26 protein-coding genes are annotated in these 18358 nt (G+C 44.3%); all 26 read left to right on the forward strand.

Going from position 1 to position 18358, the window contains the following annotated elements; all coding sequences use genetic code 11:
* The first annotated feature begins 32 nt into the window (after positions 1 to 32).
* The 26 genes from rpoC to rpsE all read left to right on the forward strand — a co-directional run bounded on the left by rpoC (position 33) and on the right by rpsE (position 18349).
* Complete coding sequence (rpoC, locus tag JNUCC21_RS00690) at positions 33 to 3632, forward strand: DNA-directed RNA polymerase subunit beta' (protein WP_007410398.1); 3600 nt, start codon at positions 33 to 35, stop codon at positions 3630 to 3632.
* 168 nt (positions 3633 to 3800) lie between these two features.
* On the forward strand, positions 3801 to 4049 hold the full coding sequence (locus tag JNUCC21_RS00695) for a 50S ribosomal protein L7ae-like protein (RefSeq protein ID WP_003156443.1): 249 nt from the start codon (positions 3801 to 3803) through the stop codon (positions 4047 to 4049).
* Between the two features lie 115 nt (positions 4050 to 4164).
* Entirely contained in the window at positions 4165 to 4581 is a 417-nt protein-coding gene (rpsL, locus tag JNUCC21_RS00700; RefSeq protein ID WP_003156445.1) for a 30S ribosomal protein S12, read from the forward strand.
* A gap of 39 nt (positions 4582 to 4620) precedes the next feature.
* On the forward strand, positions 4621 to 5091 hold the full coding sequence (gene rpsG / locus JNUCC21_RS00705) for a 30S ribosomal protein S7 (protein WP_003156447.1): 471 nt from the start codon (positions 4621 to 4623) through the stop codon (positions 5089 to 5091).
* Positions 5092 to 5143: 52 nt separating this feature from the next.
* Entirely contained in the window at positions 5144 to 7222 is a 2079-nt protein-coding gene (gene fusA / locus JNUCC21_RS00710) for an elongation factor G (protein WP_007410399.1), read from the forward strand.
* A gap of 119 nt (positions 7223 to 7341) precedes the next feature.
* Positions 7342 to 8532 carry an elongation factor Tu gene (gene tuf / locus JNUCC21_RS00715; RefSeq protein ID WP_007410400.1) on the forward strand — a complete coding sequence of 397 codons (1191 nt, stop codon included), beginning with the start codon at positions 7342 to 7344 and terminating at the stop codon, positions 8530 to 8532.
* Positions 8533 to 8635: 103 nt separating this feature from the next.
* Positions 8636 to 9601 carry an alpha/beta fold hydrolase gene (locus JNUCC21_RS00720; protein WP_099566358.1) on the forward strand — a complete coding sequence of 322 codons (966 nt, stop codon included), beginning with the start codon at positions 8636 to 8638 and terminating at the stop codon, positions 9599 to 9601.
* Positions 9602 to 9849: 248 nt separating this feature from the next.
* A complete protein-coding gene (gene rpsJ, locus JNUCC21_RS00725; protein WP_003156464.1) occupies positions 9850 to 10158 on the forward strand; it encodes a 30S ribosomal protein S10 in 309 nt (102 codons plus the stop codon).
* A gap of 39 nt (positions 10159 to 10197) precedes the next feature.
* Positions 10198 to 10827 carry a 50S ribosomal protein L3 gene (gene rplC / locus JNUCC21_RS00730; RefSeq protein ID WP_007410402.1) on the forward strand — a complete coding sequence of 210 codons (630 nt, stop codon included), beginning with the start codon at positions 10198 to 10200 and terminating at the stop codon, positions 10825 to 10827.
* Between the two features lie 27 nt (positions 10828 to 10854).
* On the forward strand, positions 10855 to 11478 hold the full coding sequence (gene rplD, locus JNUCC21_RS00735) for a 50S ribosomal protein L4 (RefSeq protein WP_007615239.1): 624 nt from the start codon (positions 10855 to 10857) through the stop codon (positions 11476 to 11478).
* On the forward strand, positions 11478 to 11765 hold the full coding sequence (gene rplW / locus JNUCC21_RS00740; RefSeq protein ID WP_003156467.1) for a 50S ribosomal protein L23: 288 nt from the start codon (positions 11478 to 11480) through the stop codon (positions 11763 to 11765). Before rplD ends, rplW begins: the two co-directional genes overlap by 1 nt.
* A gap of 31 nt (positions 11766 to 11796) precedes the next feature.
* Positions 11797 to 12630 (forward strand): 50S ribosomal protein L2, encoded by an 834-nt coding sequence (rplB, locus tag JNUCC21_RS00745; protein WP_003156470.1) that lies wholly within the window; start codon positions 11797 to 11799, stop codon positions 12628 to 12630.
* A 57-nt stretch (positions 12631 to 12687) separates the two neighbouring features.
* Entirely contained in the window at positions 12688 to 12966 is a 279-nt protein-coding gene (rpsS, locus tag JNUCC21_RS00750; RefSeq protein WP_003156472.1) for a 30S ribosomal protein S19, read from the forward strand.
* Between the two features lie 16 nt (positions 12967 to 12982).
* The gene (gene rplV / locus JNUCC21_RS00755; protein ID WP_003156475.1) at positions 12983 to 13324 is read left to right on the forward strand and encodes a 50S ribosomal protein L22; all 342 of its coding nucleotides are present in this window, start codon (positions 12983 to 12985) and stop codon (positions 13322 to 13324) included.
* Positions 13325 to 13327: 3 nt separating this feature from the next.
* Positions 13328 to 13984 (forward strand): 30S ribosomal protein S3, encoded by a 657-nt coding sequence (rpsC, locus tag JNUCC21_RS00760; protein WP_003156476.1) that lies wholly within the window; start codon positions 13328 to 13330, stop codon positions 13982 to 13984.
* Position 13985: 1 nt separating this feature from the next.
* A complete protein-coding gene (gene rplP, locus JNUCC21_RS00765; protein ID WP_003156478.1) occupies positions 13986 to 14420 on the forward strand; it encodes a 50S ribosomal protein L16 in 435 nt (144 codons plus the stop codon).
* Entirely contained in the window at positions 14410 to 14610 is a 201-nt protein-coding gene (gene rpmC, locus JNUCC21_RS00770) for a 50S ribosomal protein L29 (RefSeq protein WP_003156482.1), read from the forward strand. The genes rplP and rpmC overlap by 11 nt, the downstream gene beginning before the upstream one ends.
* A gap of 22 nt (positions 14611 to 14632) precedes the next feature.
* Positions 14633 to 14896, forward strand: coding sequence for a 30S ribosomal protein S17 (rpsQ, locus tag JNUCC21_RS00775; RefSeq protein WP_003156484.1), 264 nt, complete (start codon positions 14633 to 14635; stop codon positions 14894 to 14896).
* Between the two features lie 40 nt (positions 14897 to 14936).
* Complete coding sequence (gene rplN, locus JNUCC21_RS00780) at positions 14937 to 15305, forward strand: 50S ribosomal protein L14 (RefSeq protein WP_007410404.1); 369 nt, start codon at positions 14937 to 14939, stop codon at positions 15303 to 15305.
* Between the two features lie 36 nt (positions 15306 to 15341).
* Positions 15342 to 15653, forward strand: a complete 312-nt coding sequence (gene rplX / locus JNUCC21_RS00785) for a 50S ribosomal protein L24 (RefSeq protein WP_003156486.1) — start codon at positions 15342 to 15344, stop codon at positions 15651 to 15653.
* A 26-nt stretch (positions 15654 to 15679) separates the two neighbouring features.
* The gene (gene rplE / locus JNUCC21_RS00790; RefSeq protein WP_003156487.1) at positions 15680 to 16219 is read left to right on the forward strand and encodes a 50S ribosomal protein L5; all 540 of its coding nucleotides are present in this window, start codon (positions 15680 to 15682) and stop codon (positions 16217 to 16219) included.
* 22 nt (positions 16220 to 16241) lie between these two features.
* The gene (rpsN, locus tag JNUCC21_RS00795; protein WP_003156488.1) at positions 16242 to 16427 is read left to right on the forward strand and encodes a 30S ribosomal protein S14; all 186 of its coding nucleotides are present in this window, start codon (positions 16242 to 16244) and stop codon (positions 16425 to 16427) included.
* Positions 16428 to 16458: 31 nt separating this feature from the next.
* Complete coding sequence (gene rpsH, locus JNUCC21_RS00800; protein ID WP_003156489.1) at positions 16459 to 16857, forward strand: 30S ribosomal protein S8; 399 nt, start codon at positions 16459 to 16461, stop codon at positions 16855 to 16857.
* A gap of 30 nt (positions 16858 to 16887) precedes the next feature.
* Entirely contained in the window at positions 16888 to 17427 is a 540-nt protein-coding gene (gene rplF / locus JNUCC21_RS00805; protein WP_003156490.1) for a 50S ribosomal protein L6, read from the forward strand.
* Positions 17428 to 17461: 34 nt separating this feature from the next.
* Positions 17462 to 17824 (forward strand): 50S ribosomal protein L18, encoded by a 363-nt coding sequence (rplR, locus tag JNUCC21_RS00810; protein WP_003156492.1) that lies wholly within the window; start codon positions 17462 to 17464, stop codon positions 17822 to 17824.
* A gap of 24 nt (positions 17825 to 17848) precedes the next feature.
* Complete coding sequence (gene rpsE, locus JNUCC21_RS00815) at positions 17849 to 18349, forward strand: 30S ribosomal protein S5 (protein WP_003156493.1); 501 nt, start codon at positions 17849 to 17851, stop codon at positions 18347 to 18349.
* Positions 18350 to 18358 lie beyond the last annotated feature (9 nt).

Raw genomic sequence — 18358 nt, forward strand, 5'->3', positions numbered from 1 at the left:
TTAATCCGAAGATAAAAAGGGAGGTAGGCCCCTTGCTAGATGTGAACAATTTTGAGTATATGAACATCGGTCTTGCTTCACCGGATAAAATCCGTTCATGGTCTTTTGGTGAAGTGAAAAAGCCTGAAACGATAAACTATCGTACATTGAAACCTGAAAAGGACGGCCTGTTCTGCGAACGCATTTTCGGACCGACTAAGGACTGGGAATGTCATTGCGGCAAGTACAAGCGGGTTCGTTATAAAGGCGTAGTTTGTGACCGTTGCGGAGTTGAAGTAACGCGGGCTAAGGTCCGTCGTGAGAGAATGGGGCATATTGAACTGGCTGCCCCGGTTTCTCACATTTGGTATTTCAAAGGTATTCCGAGCCGTATGGGTCTTGTATTGGATATGTCACCGCGTGCGCTGGAAGAAGTTATTTACTTTGCTTCTTACGTCGTAACTGACCCGGCCAATACACCGCTCGAAAAGAAACAGCTCTTATCTGAAAAGGAATACCGTGCGTATCTGGATAAGTACGGAAACAAATTCCAAGCCTCTATGGGTGCGGAAGCCATTAATAAACTTCTGCAGGACATCGACCTTGTCAAAGAAGTTGATATGTTAAAAGAAGAGCTGAAGACTTCTCAAGGACAGCGCCGTACACGTGCGATCAAACGCCTTGAAGTGCTTGAAGCCTTCCGTAATTCAGGAAACAAGCCGTCTTGGATGATCCTCGACGTGCTTCCGGTTATTCCGCCTGAATTAAGACCGATGGTTCAGCTTGACGGCGGACGTTTCGCAACGTCTGACCTGAACGACCTTTACCGTCGTGTCATCAACCGTAATAACCGTTTAAAACGTCTGTTAGACCTCGGCGCGCCAAGCATCATCGTTCAGAACGAAAAACGTATGCTTCAGGAAGCAGTCGATGCTCTGATTGACAACGGACGCCGCGGCCGTCCGGTTACCGGACCGGGTAACCGTCCGCTTAAATCTCTTTCTCACATGCTGAAAGGGAAACAAGGGCGCTTCCGTCAGAACCTTCTCGGTAAACGTGTAGACTACTCAGGACGTTCCGTTATCGTCGTAGGTCCGCATCTGAAAATGTATCAGTGCGGTTTGCCGAAGGAAATGGCGCTTGAGCTCTTCAAGCCTTTCGTCATGAAAGAGCTTGTTGAAAAAGGCCTTGCTCACAATATCAAGAGCGCAAAACGCAAAATCGAACGCGTGCAGCCTGAAGTATGGGATGTGCTTGAATCTGTCATTAAGGAGCATCCGGTCTTACTGAACCGTGCCCCTACTCTTCACAGATTAGGTATCCAGGCTTTCGAACCGACGCTTGTTGAAGGACGCGCCATCCGTCTTCACCCGTTAGTATGTACAGCTTATAACGCTGACTTTGACGGTGACCAAATGGCCGTTCACGTACCTTTATCAGCTGAGGCTCAAGCTGAGGCGCGCATTCTGATGCTTGCGGCCCAAAACATCTTGAACCCTAAAGATGGTAAACCGGTTGTTACGCCGTCTCAGGATATGGTATTAGGAAACTACTACCTGACGCTTGAGCGCGCCGGAGCAGTCGGCGAGGGTATGGTTTTCAAAAATACGGACGAAGCGCTTCTTGCTTATCAAAACGGTTATGTTCACCTTCATACGAGAGTTGCTGTTGCAGCGAACTCCCTTAAGAATGTGACATTTACTGAAGAACAGCGTTCAAAATTGTTAATTACAACTGTCGGTAAGCTCGTCTTCAATGAAATTCTTCCGGAATCATTCCCTTACATGAATGAACCAACGAAGAGCAACATTGAAGAGAAGACACCTGACCGTTTCTTCTTAGATAAAGGTGCTGACGTAAAAGCTGTGATTGCTGAGCAGCCGATCAACGCACCGTTTAAAAAAGGTATTCTCGGTAAAATCATCGCGGAAATCTTTAAACGATTCCATATCACGGAAACGTCTAAAATGCTTGACCGCATGAAAAACCTCGGTTTCAGATATTCAACGAAAGCCGGCATCACAGTAGGGGTTTCTGATATCGTCGTTCTCGATGACAAACAGGAAATCCTTGAAGAAGCACAAAGCAAAGTTGATAATGTCCTGAAACAGTTCAGACGCGGTTTAATCACCGAAGAAGAACGTTATGAAAGAGTCATTTCAATTTGGAGTTCAGCGAAAGATGTTATCCAAGGCAAACTGATGAAATCATTAGACGAAGTCAACCCGATCTACATGATGAGTGACTCAGGAGCCCGTGGTAACGCATCTAACTTTACACAGCTTGCGGGTATGCGCGGTCTGATGGCCAACCCGGCTGGACGAATCATTGAATTGCCGATTAAATCAAGTTTCCGTGAAGGTCTGACAGTATTGGAGTACTTTATCTCCACTCACGGTGCGCGTAAAGGTCTTGCCGATACCGCCCTGAAAACAGCTGACTCAGGTTACCTTACACGCCGTCTTGTTGATGTTGCGCAGGATGTTATCATTCGTGAAACAGATTGCGGAACAGACCGCGGTATTCTTGCAAAACCGCTCAAAGAAGGCACGGAAATCATCGAGCGTCTGGAAGAGCGTCTGATCGGACGTTTCGCCAGAAAACAGATCAAACATCCTGAAACGGGTGCTGTGCTCATTAACGAAAATGAATTGATCGATGAAGATAAAGCGCTGGAAATCGTTGAAGCCGGAATCGAAGAAGTGTGGATCCGTTCTGCGTTCACATGTAACACTCCTCATGGTGTATGTAAACGATGCTACGGACGTAACCTTGCAACCGGAACTGATGTTGAAGTCGGCGAAGCAGTAGGTATTATCGCCGCTCAATCTATCGGTGAGCCTGGAACACAGTTAACAATGCGTACGTTCCACACAGGCGGGGTTGCCGGAGACGATATCACACAAGGTCTTCCGCGTATCCAAGAGCTTTTCGAAGCGCGTAATCCGAAAGGTCAAGCGACGATTTCTGAGATTGACGGTACAATTGCCGAAATCAATGAAGTCCGCGACAAACAGCAGGAGATTGTTGTTCAGGGCGCTGTTGAGACACGTTCATACACGGCACCTTACAACTCACGCCTGAAAGTGGCTGAGGGTGATCAGATTACCCGCGGTCAAGTGCTGACAGAAGGTTCAATCGATCCGAAAGAACTTCTTAAAGTCACTGACCTGACAACGGTTCAGGAATATCTTCTGCATGAGGTTCAGAAAGTTTACCGTATGCAGGGGGTTGAAATCGGCGATAAACACGTAGAAGTAATGGTTCGCCAGATGCTTCGCAAAGTCCGTGTGATCGATGCCGGAGATACTGATGTTCTCCCTGGCACATTGCTTGATATTCACCAATTCACAGAAGCGAACAAAAAAGTGCTGCTTGAAGGCAATCGACCTGCTACAGGCCGTCCTGTCCTTCTCGGTATCACAAAAGCTTCACTCGAGACGGATTCATTCTTGTCTGCCGCATCATTCCAAGAAACAACACGCGTTCTTACAGATGCTGCGATTAAAGGCAAGCGCGATGAACTTCTCGGCCTGAAAGAGAATGTTATCATCGGTAAGCTGGTTCCGGCCGGTACCGGTATGATGAATTACAGAAAAGTAAAACCTGTTTCAAACGTTCAGCCTTCGGAAGATATGGTTCCGGCTGAATAATAGAAACTGCTGCAGGAAAGGCTGTTTCGACAGCTTTTCCTCAGTATTACAATTATTCTGGCGGTGGACTGCACTAAAAAATGTCATACGTTGTTGACATCCGTCCCGCAGAGTGATAATATAACCAAGGTGCTCGAAATAAAACCTGTTACTTTGGAGGATATGTTTATGTCTTATGATAAAGTATCACAGGCCAAATCAATTATTATTGGTACGAAGCAAACAGTGAAAGCTCTAAAACGAGGTTCAGTGAAGGAAGTCGTCGTGGCAAAAGACGCGGATTCAGTTCTTACAGCTGGCGTTATCCAGCTTGCAAAGAACCAAAATACCGCTGTCTGTATGGTGGATTCCATGAAAAAGCTCGGCAAAGCCTGCGGAATTGAAGTGGGAGCAGCAGCTGTTGCCATTATGTTATAGCGTACTTTTTGTTTTTATATAAGATATCAATCTTGTGTAAAGACATTGTTTTTTGCCTAATGATGAACCACCTGGGTATGTGGGTTATAAAACGTAATGAAGGGAGGAACATAACATGCCTACAATTAATCAGCTAATTCGCAAGGGACGCGTGAGCAAAGTTGAAAACTCTAAGTCACCTGCACTAAACAAAGGATACAACAGCTTTAAAAAAGAGCACACTAACGTATCTTCTCCACAAAAACGCGGGGTATGTACTCGTGTGGGTACAATGACACCGAAAAAACCGAACTCAGCACTTCGTAAATATGCTCGTGTTCGTTTGACTAACGGAATCGAGGTTACTGCCTACATTCCTGGTATCGGTCACAACCTGCAAGAGCACAGCGTTGTACTGATCCGCGGCGGACGTGTAAAAGACTTACCGGGGGTACGCTACCACATCGTTCGTGGCGCGCTTGATACTGCCGGAGTTGAAAACCGTGCGCAAGGCCGTTCTAAATACGGTACGAAACGTCCTAAAGCAAAGTAATCAAATAAATCATTAAAACTATGAAGGGAGGATATTCAGATGCCACGTAAAGGTCCTGTAGCAAAAAGAGATGTTTTACCTGATCCGCTTTACAACTCTAAGCTGGTATCCCGCCTGATCAACAAAATGATGATCGACGGTAAAAAAGGTAAATCTCAAACAATCCTATACAAGTCATTCGATATCATTAAAGAACGCACTGGCAATGATGCAATGGAGGTTTTCGAACAAGCATTGAAAAACATCATGCCTGTACTTGAAGTAAAAGCACGCCGTGTAGGTGGAGCTAACTACCAAGTGCCTGTAGAAGTTCGTCCTGAACGCCGTACAACTCTTGGTCTTCGCTGGTTGGTTAACTATGCGCGTCTTCGCGGAGAAAAAACAATGGAAGAGCGCCTGGCTAACGAAATTCTTGATGCAGCTAACAACACTGGTGCTGCCGTTAAGAAACGTGAAGACACTCACAAGATGGCAGAAGCGAACAAAGCATTTGCTCACTACCGCTGGTAGGATTCATATAATCAAAATAATAATTCCCTAATAAGGAAGGAGAAATTACCCAATGGCAAGAGAGTTCTCCTTAGAAAAAACTCGTAATATCGGGATCATGGCTCACATCGATGCCGGTAAAACGACTACTACAGAACGGATCTTGTTCTACACAGGCCGTATCCACAAAATTGGCGAAACTCACGAAGGTGCTTCGCAAATGGACTGGATGGAGCAGGAACAAGAACGCGGTATCACAATCACTTCTGCAGCAACGACTGCACAGTGGAAAGGTTACCGTGTAAACATCATCGATACACCGGGACACGTAGACTTCACAGTTGAAGTTGAACGTTCACTCCGTGTACTTGATGGTGCGGTTGCCGTACTTGATGCTCAATCAGGTGTTGAGCCTCAGACAGAAACAGTATGGCGCCAAGCAACAACTTACGGAGTGCCGCGCGTTGTATTTGTCAACAAAATGGACAAAATCGGCGCAGACTTCCTTTACTCTGTAGGCACTTTAAGAGACCGTCTTCAAGCTAACGCTCACGCAATTCAATTGCCGATCGGCGCTGAAGACAACTTCGAAGGTATCATCGACTTAGTAGAAAACGTTGCGTATTTCTACGAAGATGACCTTGGAACTCGTTCAGATGCGAAAGAAATCCCTGAAGAGTACAAAGAGCAAGCTGAAGAGCTTCGCAGCAGCCTGATTGAAGCTGTAGCTGAGCTTGATGAAGAGCTTATGGAAAAGTACCTTGAAGGTGAAGAAATCACTATCCCTGAACTGAAAGCTGCTATCCGTAAAGGTACACTGAATGTTGAATTCTACCCTGTACTTGTTGGATCTGCTTTCAAAAACAAAGGTGTTCAGCTTGTACTTGATGCTGTTCTTGACTACCTTCCTGCGCCAACTGATGTTGCTGCAATCAAAGGTGTACGTCCTGACACAGATGAAGAGATTGTTCGTCATTCTTCTGATGAAGAGCCGTTCTCTGCACTTGCATTTAAAGTTATGACTGACCCTTATGTCGGTAAGCTGACATTCTTCCGCGTATATTCCGGTACACTTGATTCCGGTTCATATGTAAAGAACTCTACAAAAGGCAAGCGTGAGCGCGTAGGACGTATCCTTCAAATGCACGCTAACAGCCGTGAAGAGATCTCTACTGTTTACGCTGGAGACATCGCAGCTGCTGTAGGTCTAAAAGATACTTCTACTGGAGATACTCTATGTGATGAGAAGGATCTTGTAATCCTTGAATCAATGGAATTCCCAGAGCCTGTTATCGACGTAGCGATTGAGCCTAAATCAAAAGCTGACCAAGATAAAATGGGTATCGCTTTAGCGAAACTTGCTGAAGAAGATCCTACATTCCGTACACAAACAAACCCTGAAACGGGTCAAACAATCATCTCTGGTATGGGTGAGCTTCACCTTGATATCATTGTTGATCGTATGAAGCGTGAGTTCAAAGTTGAAGCTAACGTTGGTGCTCCTCAAGTTGCGTACCGTGAGACATTCCGTACCGGTGCAAAAGTTGAAGGTAAATTCGTACGTCAATCAGGCGGACGCGGTCAGTTCGGTCACGTTTGGATCGAATTTGAACCGAACGAAGAAGGCGCTGGCTTTGAATTCGAAAACGCAATCGTCGGTGGTGTTGTTCCTCGTGAATACATCCCAGCCGTACAAGCAGGTCTTGAAGACTCTCTTGAAAATGGTGTCCTAGCCGGATTCCCGCTAATCGACATCAAGGCGAAACTTTTTGATGGATCTTACCATGATGTTGACTCAAACGAAATGGCGTTTAAAGTCGCTGCTTCTATGGCATTGAAAAATGCAGTCAGCAAATGTAACCCAGTTCTTCTTGAACCAATCATGAAAGTTGAAGTTGTTATTCCTGAAGAATACATGGGAGACATCATGGGTGATGTTACTTCTCGTCGCGGACGCGTAGAAGGTATGGAAGCTCGCGGTAACGCTCAAGTTGTGCGTGCGATGGTACCTCTTGCTGAAATGTTCGGTTACGCTACTGCCCTTCGTTCTAACACGCAAGGACGCGGTACGTTCACAATGTTCATGGATCACTACGAAGAAGTGCCGAAGAGCATCGCTGAAGAAATTATCAAAAAAAATAAAGGCGAATAATTGATTTTGCCACTTAACTCAAGTATAACTACTATTGTAAGATGAGGAAGTGAGAGCTTGCTTTCACTTTCTATCACTCTATACATTACTAATTAAAAGCTCTTAAGGAGGATTTTAGAATGGCTAAAGAAAAATTCGACCGTTCCAAATCACATGCCAATATCGGTACAATTGGACACGTTGACCATGGTAAAACAACATTAACTGCTGCTATCTCAACAGTACTTCATAAGAAATCTGGTAAAGGTACAGCTATGGCGTACGATCAAATTGATGGTGCTCCAGAAGAACGTGAGCGCGGTATCACAATCTCTACTGCACACGTTGAGTACGAAACTGACACTCGTCACTATGCACACGTTGACTGCCCAGGACACGCTGACTATGTTAAAAACATGATCACTGGTGCTGCGCAAATGGACGGAGCTATCCTTGTAGTATCTGCTGCTGATGGCCCAATGCCACAAACTCGTGAGCACATCCTTCTTTCTAAAAACGTTGGTGTACCATACATCGTAGTATTCCTTAACAAATGCGACATGGTAGACGACGAAGAGCTTCTTGAGCTTGTTGAAATGGAAGTTCGCGATCTTCTTAGCGAATACGACTTCCCTGGTGATGATGTACCAGTTGTTAAAGGTTCTGCTCTTAAAGCTCTTGAAGGTGACGCTGAGTACGAAGAAAAAATTCTTGAACTTATGGCTGCAGTTGACGAGTACATCCCAACTCCAGAACGCGACACTGACAAACCATTCATGATGCCAGTTGAGGACGTATTCTCAATCACTGGTCGTGGTACAGTTGCTACTGGCCGTGTAGAACGCGGACAAGTTAAAGTCGGTGACGAAGTTGAAATCATCGGTCTTCAAGAAGAAAACAGCAAAACAACTGTTACAGGTGTTGAAATGTTCCGTAAGCTTCTTGACTATGCTGAAGCTGGAGACAACATCGGTGCACTTCTTCGCGGTGTAGCTCGTGAAGACATCCAACGTGGACAAGTACTTGCTAAACCAGGTACAATCACTCCACACAGCAAATTCAAAGCTGAAGTTTACGTTCTTTCTAAAGAAGAGGGTGGACGTCATACTCCATTCTTCTCTAACTACCGTCCTCAGTTCTACTTCCGTACAACTGACGTAACTGGTATCATCAATCTTCCAGAAGGCGTAGAAATGGTTATGCCTGGAGATAACACTGAAATGATCGTTGAACTTATCTCTACAATCGCTATCGAAGAAGGAACTCGTTTCTCTATTCGTGAAGGCGGACGTACAGTTGGTTCAGGCGTTGTTTCTACAATCACTGAGTAATCGACTCGTTCATTAATGCGGGGTCCCTTATGGGGCCTCGTTTTTTTGTTTCCCCGCTGATTCCATGTATAATAGAACGTATACAAATTTTAGGAGCAGAGCGATGAACGATAACTTCAAGAAAACCAATCGTATTTCAATGCTTCAGCAATTGCTGATTAATGGCAGTGAACAAACCATTATGATTAATGGTGATGACAGGAGTAATCCGCTGCTTTTGTTTTTGCACGGCGGTCCCGGCACGCCTCAAATCGGCTATGCGAGAAAATACCAGAATAAGCTGGAAAAGCATTTCACCGTTGTGAACTGGGATCAGAGAGGGGCGGGTCTCTCTTATTCAAAGGAAATTCCGGGTTCATCTATGACCTTGGATCAGCTGACAGCCGATACCATTCATTTGACCGAACGCTTATGTAAGCAATTCAGCAGGCAAAAAATATATATCGCCGGCTATTCGTGGGGTTCAGTTCTGGCGCTTCATGTTCTTCAAGAGAGACCTGATTTGTATTATGGGTATATCGGTATCAGTCAGGTGGTTAATATTCAAAAGGAAGAAACGGAAGCTTACCGGCTGATGATGGAATGGAGCAGGCAACGCAAACATTTCCTGCTGGAAAAGACGCTGAGCTTTATCGGAGCGCCTCCATGGGAGAAACAGCTGCAGCGAACGTTGTTTCTGCTTTGTATCGAGATGAGGGGAGGGGGCTTTACCCATCATCCGATCGGCGCTCTTAAAGCAGGGGGACGAATGCTGTTTGGTGAACCGTACGGTGTGAGAGGGAGCTTCTTAGCCGCGCGGGGACAAATGTTCAGCCTGAAACACCTGTGGGAGGATCTTATTTTCTTTGATGCCGGAGAATCAGTTTCTTCTATTATAATACCGTGCTGTTTTATGTCAGGGAGATACGATTTGACGGTCCCGGGGACGACGTCTTATGAATATTATCAGAAGGTTGATGCGCCGTATAAAGAATGGCATTGGTTTGAGAACTCAGCCCATTCGCCTCACTTGGAGGAACCGGATCGCTTTGCCGAAGTTGTCAGCCGGTTCGCATCGTTCCATCTCTGAAAGAAAACAGGCATATCCTTGATTAATCATGGTATCACCTGTATAATAATCAAAGTGTGAAAACCACAAGGTTCTTTAAATAAACCTTGCAACATGCGTCTATTTTCTGTATAATAGTGTATGTTGGTCTTTGACTGCGATGAAGTGAGAGGTTGCTGACACACCCGGCCGCTTTGCCATGGCAAGGTGATCAGGTTTTTCTCACGGAGAACTGTCTAACGTGATGTAGGCGAAAAGGAGGGAAAATAATGGCAAAACAAAAAATTCGTATTCGTTTAAAAGCATATGATCATAGAATCCTTGATCAATCTGCAGAGAAGATTGTTGAAACGGCAAAACGTTCTGGTGCCAGCGTATCTGGTCCGATTCCGTTGCCAACTGAAAAATCAGTTTACACAATCCTTCGTGCGGTGCACAAATACAAAGATTCTCGTGAGCAATTTGAAATGCGTACACATAAACGTTTAATCGACATTGTGAACCCAACACCACAAACTGTTGATGCTCTCATGCGATTAGACTTACCATCTGGTGTCGATATCGAAATCAAACTTTAATTCTAAAATATAGAATGATCTTAATAGGAGGTGTGACGAATGACCAAAGGAATCTTAGGAAGAAAAATTGGTATGACGCAAGTATTCGCAGAGAACGGTGATCTTATCCCGGTAACTGTTATTGAAGCAGCTCCAAACGTTGTTCTTCAAAAGAAAACAGCTGAAAATGATGGCTATGAAGCGATCCAGCTTGGTTTTGACGATAAGCGTGAAAAGCTTTCAAACAAACCGGAAAAAGGACACGTTGCAAAAGCGGAAACTGCTCCTAAGCGCTTCGTTAAAGAATTACGCGGCGTGGATATGGATGCGTATGAAATTGGTCAGGAAGTCAAGGTTGAAATTTTCTCTGCAGGAGAAATCGTAGATGTAACAGGAGTATCTAAAGGTAAAGGTTTCCAAGGTGCAATCAAGCGCCACGGACAATCTCGCGGACCTATGTCTCACGGTTCACGCTACCACCGTCGTCCTGGTTCAATGGGACCTGTAGATCCTAACCGTGTATTCAAAGGTAAACTATTACCTGGACGCATGGGCGGAGATCAAATCACTGTCCAAAACCTTGAAATCGTAAAAGTAGATGCTGAGCGCAATCTTCTTTTGATTAAAGGTAACGTACCTGGTGCGAGAAAAACTTTAATCACTGTTAAAAGTGCTGTTAAATCTAAATAAGTCTCTTAGGAAAGGAGGAAATTGATCATGCCAAAAGTAGCATTATACAACCAAAACGGTTCTACTGCTGGTGATATCGAATTAAACGCGTCTGTATTTGGAATTGAGCCAAATGAGAGCGTAGTATTCGACGCTATTCTTATGCAAAGAGCTTCCTTACGTCAAGGATCTCACAAAGTAAAAAATCGTTCTGAAGTACGCGGCGGAGGTCGCAAACCATGGCGTCAAAAAGGTACAGGTCGTGCCCGTCAAGGTTCAATCCGTTCACCGCAATGGCGCGGAGGTGGTGTCGTATTCGGCCCAACACCACGCAGCTATTCTTACAAATTACCTAAAAAAGTTCGCCGCTTGGCAATCAAATCAGTATTGTCTTCTAAAGTGAACGACAACAACATTATTGTTCTTGAAGATCTTACTCTTGATACGGTTAAAACAAAAGAAATGGCAGCTATCCTTAAAGGATTATCTGTTGAGAAAAAAGCTTTAATCGTAACTGCGGATGCAAACGAAGCAGTATCTCTTTCTGCACGCAACATCCCTGGAGTTACAGTTGTTCAAGCTAACGGAATCAACGTGTTAGACGTTGTCAACCACGAGAAGCTTCTGATTACAAAAGCTGCGGTTGAAAAAGTAGAGGAGGTGCTTGCATAATGAAAGATCCTCGTGATGTTCTTAAGCGCCCCGTCATTACTGAACGTTCTGCTGATTTAATGACTGAAAAAAAATATACTTTTGAAGTTGATGTAAGAGCTAACAAAACAGAAGTGAAAGATGCAGTTGAAAGTATCTTTGGAGTGAAAGTTGACAAAGTCAACATCATGAACTACAAAGGGAAATCAAAACGTGTCGGCCGCTACACTGGTATGACTAGCCGTCGCAGAAAAGCGATCGTAAAACTTACTGCAGACAGCAAAGAAATCGAAATTTTTGAAGCTTAATTATCTGTAAAAAGAAGGAGGGAAATTCAAAATGGCGATTAAAAAGTATAAACCGACCTCTAACGGACGTCGTGGCATGACAACTTCAGATTTTGCTGAAATCACGACTGACCAGCCGGAAAAATCCTTGCTTGCGCCCCTTCACAAAAAAGGCGGACGTAACAACCAAGGTAAATTGACTGTACGTCACCAAGGTGGCGGACACAAACGCCAATACCGTGTTATCGACTTCAAACGCGATAAAGATGGTATACCTGGACGCGTTGCTACAGTTGAGTACGATCCAAACCGTTCAGCTAACATTGCACTAATCAACTATGTAGACGGAGAAAAACGTTACATTCTTGCACCAAAAGGAATTCAAGTAGGTACTGAAATCATGTCCGGCCCTGAAGCTGACATCAAAGTAGGTAACGCACTTCCGCTTATCAACATTCCTGTTGGTACAGTTGTGCATAACATTGAATTAAAACCTGGTAAAGGCGGACAGCTTGTACGTTCAGCTGGTACATCTGCTCAGGTTCTTGGTAAAGAAGGCAAATACGTTCTTGTACGTCTTAACTCTGGTGAAGTTCGCATGATCCTTTCTGCTTGCCGCGCTTCTATCGGTCAAGTAGGTAACGAGCAGCACGAACTTATCAACGTTGGTAAAGCAGGACGCTCTCGCTGGAAAGGCATCCGCCCTACAGTCCGCGGTTCTGTAATGAACCCTAACGATCACCCGCACGGTGGTGGTGAAGGTCGCGCGCCAATCGGACGTAAATCACCAATGTCTCCTTGGGGCAAACCGACTCTTGGATTCAAGACACGTAAGAAAAAGAACAAATCTGATAAATTTATCGTACGTCGTCGTAAAAATAAATAACGGGGTTGTCTACGGTTCATTTCGGACCGTAGTGCAATCACGAAGGGAGGTTCCAAAATGGCTCGCAGCTTGAAAAAAGGACCATTTGTCGATGGACACTTGATGACAAAAATCGAGAAATTAAATGAAACGGACAAGAAACAAGTTGTAAAAACTTGGTCTCGCCGTTCAACTATTTTCCCACAATTTATCGGTCACACTATCGCAGTATATGACGGACGTAAACACGTGCCTGTATTCATTTCTGAAGACATGGTAGGCCACAAGTTGGGCGAATTCGCACCGACTCGTACTTACAAAGGCCACGCCAGTGACGATAAAAAAACAAGACGCTAAGAGAGGAGGCTTTTAAATGCAAGCTAAAGCTGTTGCAAGAACAGTCCGTATTGCTCCTCGTAAAGCACGTCTAGTAATGGACCTGATTCGAGGTAAGCAAGTAGGCGAAGCAGTATCTATCCTGAACTTAACTCCGAGAGCTGCTTCTCCGATCATCGAAAAAGTTTTAAAATCTGCTATCGCAAATGCTGAGCACAACTACGAGATGGACGCTAACAATCTGGTTATTTCTCAGGCATTTGTTGACGAAGGCCCAACGTTAAAAAGATTCCGCCCGCGTGCTATGGGACGTGCGAGCCAAATCAACAAACGTACGAGCCACATTACAATCGTTGTATCAGAAAAGAAGGAGGGATAAGTAGTGGGTCAAAAGGTAAATCCAGTCGGTCTTCGTATCGGAGTCATTCGTGATTGGGAATCTAAGTGGTACGCTGGTAAAGATTACGCTGACTTCCTGCACGAAGATTTAAAAATTCGTGAATTCATTAGCAAACGCCTTTCTGACGCTTCTGTTTCTAAAGTAGAAATCGAGCGCGCAGCAAACCGCGTTAACATTACGATCCACACTGCTAAGCCTGGTATGGTAATCGGTAAAGGCGGATCTGAAGTTGAAGCACTTCGTAAAGCCCTTAACAGCCTTACTGGCAAGCGTGTACACATTAACATTCTTGAAATCAAAAGAGCAGATCTTGATGCTCAGCTTGTAGCTGACAACATCGCTCGTCAACTAGAAAACCGTATTTCTTTCCGCCGTGCGCAGAAACAACAAATCCAACGCACTATGCGTGCTGGAGCACAAGGTGTGAAAACAATGGTTTCCGGCCGTCTTGGCGGAGCTGACATTGCTCGTTCTGAATACTACAGTGAAGGAACTGTTCCATTGCACACTTTACGTGCTGACATCGACTATGCAACATCTGAAGCTGACACAACTTACGGTAAGCTTGGTGTAAAAGTCTGGATCTATCGTGGAGAGGTTCTTCCTACTAAGAAGAAAACTGAGGAAGGAGGAAAATAATATGTTATTACCAAAACGCGTTAAATATCGCAGAGAGCATCGCGGAAAAATGCGCGGTCGCGCTAAAGGCGGTACTGAAGTACATTTTGGTGAGTACGGTATCCAGGCTCTTGAAGCTTCTTGGATCACAAACCGCCAAATCGAAGCTGCACGTATTGCGATGACTCGTTACATGAAACGTGGCGGTAAAGTTTGGATTAAAATTTTCCCTTCAAAACCTTACACTGCTAAACCGCTTGAGGTACGGATGGGTTCCGGTAAAGGGGCTCCTGAAGGCTGGGTAGCTGTTGTAAAACCGGGCAAAGTTTTATTTGAAATTTCTGGTGTGTCTGAAGAGGTAGCTCGTGAAGCTCTTCGTCTTGCATCTCACAAATTGCCAATTAAAACGAAGTTCGTAAAACGTGAAGAAATTGGTGGTGAATCAAATGAAAGCTAATGAAATTCGTGACCTTACCACTGCTGAAATTGAACAAAAAGTAAAGTCTCTTAAAGAAGAACTTTTCAATCTTCGCTTTCAATTAGCGACAGGACAACTTGAAAATACTGCTCGCATTCGTGAAGTGCGCAAAGCTATCGCGCGCATGAAAACTGTGATTCGTGAAAGAGAAATTGCTGCCAACAAATAATCACTGAGGGGAGGTCGTGAGCATGAGCGAACGTAACCAACGCAAAGTTTACCAAGGCCGTGTTGTTTCTGACAAAATGGATAAAACCATCACTGTTGTTGTTGAAACATACAAAAAGGATCCTATTTACGGTAAACGCGTAAAATACTCAAAGAAATTCAAAGCACATGATGAAAATAACCAAGCTAAAATCGGAGACATCGTAAAGATCATGGAAACTCGTCCATTATCTGCAACTAAGCGTTTTCGTCTAGTAGAAGTTGTCGAAGAAGCTGTTATTATCTAATAAAGTTCGGAATTCTTTTTCCGAAGGGAGGTAACAAATAATGATTCAACAAGAGACTCGTTTAAAAGTTGCTGACAACTCCGGTGCGCGTGAGGTACTTACTATTAAAGTTCTTGGCGGTTCTGGACGTAAAACGGCTAACATTGGTGATGTAATTGTTTGCACGGTTAAACAAGCAACACCAGGAGGCGTTGTCAAAAAAGGTGAAGTCGTAAGAGCTGTTATCGTTCGCACAAAAAGCGGAGCACGCAGAACTGACGGATCATACATCAGCTTCGATGAGAATGCATGTGTTATCATCCGTGACGACAAGAGCCCGCGTGGAACTCGTATCTTCGGACCGGTTGCCCGTGAATTACGTGAAAACAACTTCATGAAAATTGTTTCTCTGGCTCCAGAAGTTATCTAATGAAATAAATGCCTTACTCAAGGAGGTGCGATCAGGATGCATGTGAAAAAAGGCGATAAAGTAATGGTTATCTCTGGTAAAGATAAAGGCAAACAAGGTACGATCCTTGCTGCTTTCCCTAAAAAGGACCGCGTTCTAGTTGAGGGCGTAAACATGGTGAAGAAGCACTCTAAACCAACTCAAGCAAACCCTCAAGGCGGTATTTCTAATCAAGAGGCGCCAATTCATGTATCAAACGTTATGCCGCTCGATCCTAAAACAGGTGAAGTGACTCGCGTAGGATACAAAGTGGAAGATGGCAAAAAAGTTCGTGTTGCAAAAAAATCTGGGCAAGTCTTAGATAAATAGTATTTAAAGGAAGGGAGGTCTATCTCATGAACCGCCTTAAAGAAAAGTACAATAAAGAAATTTCACCTGCTTTAATGACGAAGTTCAACTACGACTCTGTTATGCAGGTGCCAAAAATCGAAAAAATCGTAATCAACATGGGTGTCGGTGATGCTGTTCAAAACGCAAAAGCAATCGACAGTGCTGTTGAAGAATTAACGTTTATCGCAGGTCAAAAACCTGTCGTTACTCGTGCGAAGAAATCAATTGCTGGATTCCGTCTTCGTGAGGGAATGCCTATCGGTGCGAAAGTAACTCTTCGCGGAGAGCGCATGTATGATTTCCTTGATAAACTTATTTCTGTATCTTTACCGCGTGTACGTGACTTCCGCGGGATTTCTAAGAAATCTTTCGACGGTCGCGGAAACTACACTCTTGGTATCAAAGAACAGTTAATCTTCCCTGAAATTGACTACGATAAAGTAACAAAGGTTCGCGGAATGGACATCGTTATCGTAACGACTGCTAACTCTGACGAAGAGGCTCGTGAGCTATTAACTCAAGTAGGTATGCCGTTCCAGAAATAATCAATGAAAGGGAGGCGAAATCGTGGCTAAAAAGTCAATGATTGCGAAACAACAACGTACACCAAAGTTTAAAGTGCAAGAGTACACTCGCTGTGAACGCTGCGGACGTCCGCACTCAGTCATTCGTAAATTTAAACTTTGCCGTATTTGTTTCCGTGAGCTTGCATATAAAGGACAAATTCCTGGCGTGAAAAAAGCCAGCTGGTAATCCCCAAGAATGGGAAGGAGGTAATTATATAATGGTTATGACAGATCCAATTGCAGATATGCTGACTCGTATTCGCAATGCAAACATGGTACGTCATGAGAAGCTTGAAATTCCTGCTTCTAAATTGAAAAGAGAAATTGCTGACATTTTAAAGCGTGAAGGTTTCATTCGTGACGTTGAGTTCGTAGAAGACAGCAAACAAGGTATCATCCGCGTTTTCTTGAAATACGGACAAAACAACGAGCGCGTTATCACTGGTCTTAAAAGAATCAGCAAACCAGGTTTGCGTGTATACGCTAAATCAAATGAAGTACCTCGCGTACTTAACGGTCTTGGAATCGCGATTATTTCTACATCACAAGGTGTTTTAACGGACAAAGAAGCCCGTGCAAAACAAGCTGGTGGAGAAGTTCTAGCATACGTTTGGTAAGAAGTTTAACAAGAATGGAGGTGTTTTAGTATGTCTCGTGTAGGAAAAAAACTGCTTGAGATCCCTTCTGGAGTTACAGTAACGCTGAACGAAGGCAACACTGTAGCTGTAAAAGGACCAAAAGGAGAATTAACTCGTACTTTCCATCCTGATATGGAAATCAAAATTGAGGACAACGTGCTTACAGTTACTCGTCCTTCTGATCACAAAGAGCACCGTGCGCTGCATGGTACGACTCGCAGTCTGCTTGGAAACATGGTTGAAGGCGTATCTAAAGGATTTGAAAGAGGTTTGGAATTAGTCGGTGTCGGTTATCGTGCGGCTAAATCCGGAAACAAACTTGTTTTAAACGTTGGATACTCTCACCCTGTTGAGATCGTTCCTGAAGAGGGCATCGAAATCGAAGTTCCTTCTCAAACTAAAGTAGTTGTAAAAGGTACAGACAAAGAGCGTGTAGGAGCTATCGCTGCTAACATCCGCGCTGTACGTTCTCCAGAGCCTTACAAAGGTAAAGGAATCCGCTACGAAGGTGAAGTTGTTCGCCGTAAAGAGGGTAAGTCTGCTAAGTAAGACCGCTTAAAGTGAAGAAAGGAGTGACCTAAGGATGATTACGAAAACTAGCAAAAATGCTGCTCGTCAAAAAAGACATGCCCGTGTTCGTGCTAAACTTTCAGGCACAGCTGAAAGACCTCGTCTGAATGTGTTCCGTTCAAACAAACACATTTATGCTCAAATCATCGATGATGTAAATGGCGTTACACTTGCTAGTGCCTCTACTCTCGATAAAGATTTGAACGTGGAAAGCACTGGTGACAGCGCTGCTGCTGCTAAAGTCGGTGAACTCGTTGCGAAACGCGCTTCTGAGAAAGGTGTTTCTGACGTAGTATTTGACCGCGGCGGATACTTATACCATGGACGTGTAAAAGCTCTGGCCGATGCAGCTCGTGAAGCCGGACTGAAATTTTAATAAAAAAAGGAGGGACACATGATTATGCGTCGTATTGACCCAAGCAAATTAGAGTTAGAAGAACGCTTAGTTACGGTTAACCGCGTAGCGAAAGTTGTTAAAGGTGGTCGTCGTTTCCGTTTCGCAGCTCTAGTCGTTGTCGGTGACAAAAACGGTCACGTAGGTTTCGGTACTGGTAAAGCACAAGAAGTACCTGAAGCAATCCGCAAAGCTGTTGAAGATGCGAAAAAGAATTTGATTGAAGTACCAATGGTTGGAACTACGATTCCACACGAAATCATCGGACGTTTCGGTGCAGGCAATATCTTGTTGAAACCTGCTTCTGAAGGTACTGGAGTTATCGCTGGAGGCCCTGTACGTGCGGTACTTGAGCTTGCTGGCGTTGCTGATATCCTTTCTAAGTCTTTAGGTTCTAACACACCGATCAACATGATCCGTGCAACACTTCAAGGTTTAAGTGAGCTTAAACGTGCTGAAGAGGTTGCGAAGCTTCGTGGAAAATCTGTAGAAGAACTGTTAGGATAAGGAGGGAAC

It is taken from the genome of Bacillus sp. JNUCC-21 (assembly GCF_041222765.1).
Lineage (GTDB): Bacteria > Bacillota > Bacilli > Bacillales > Bacillaceae > Bacillus > Bacillus velezensis.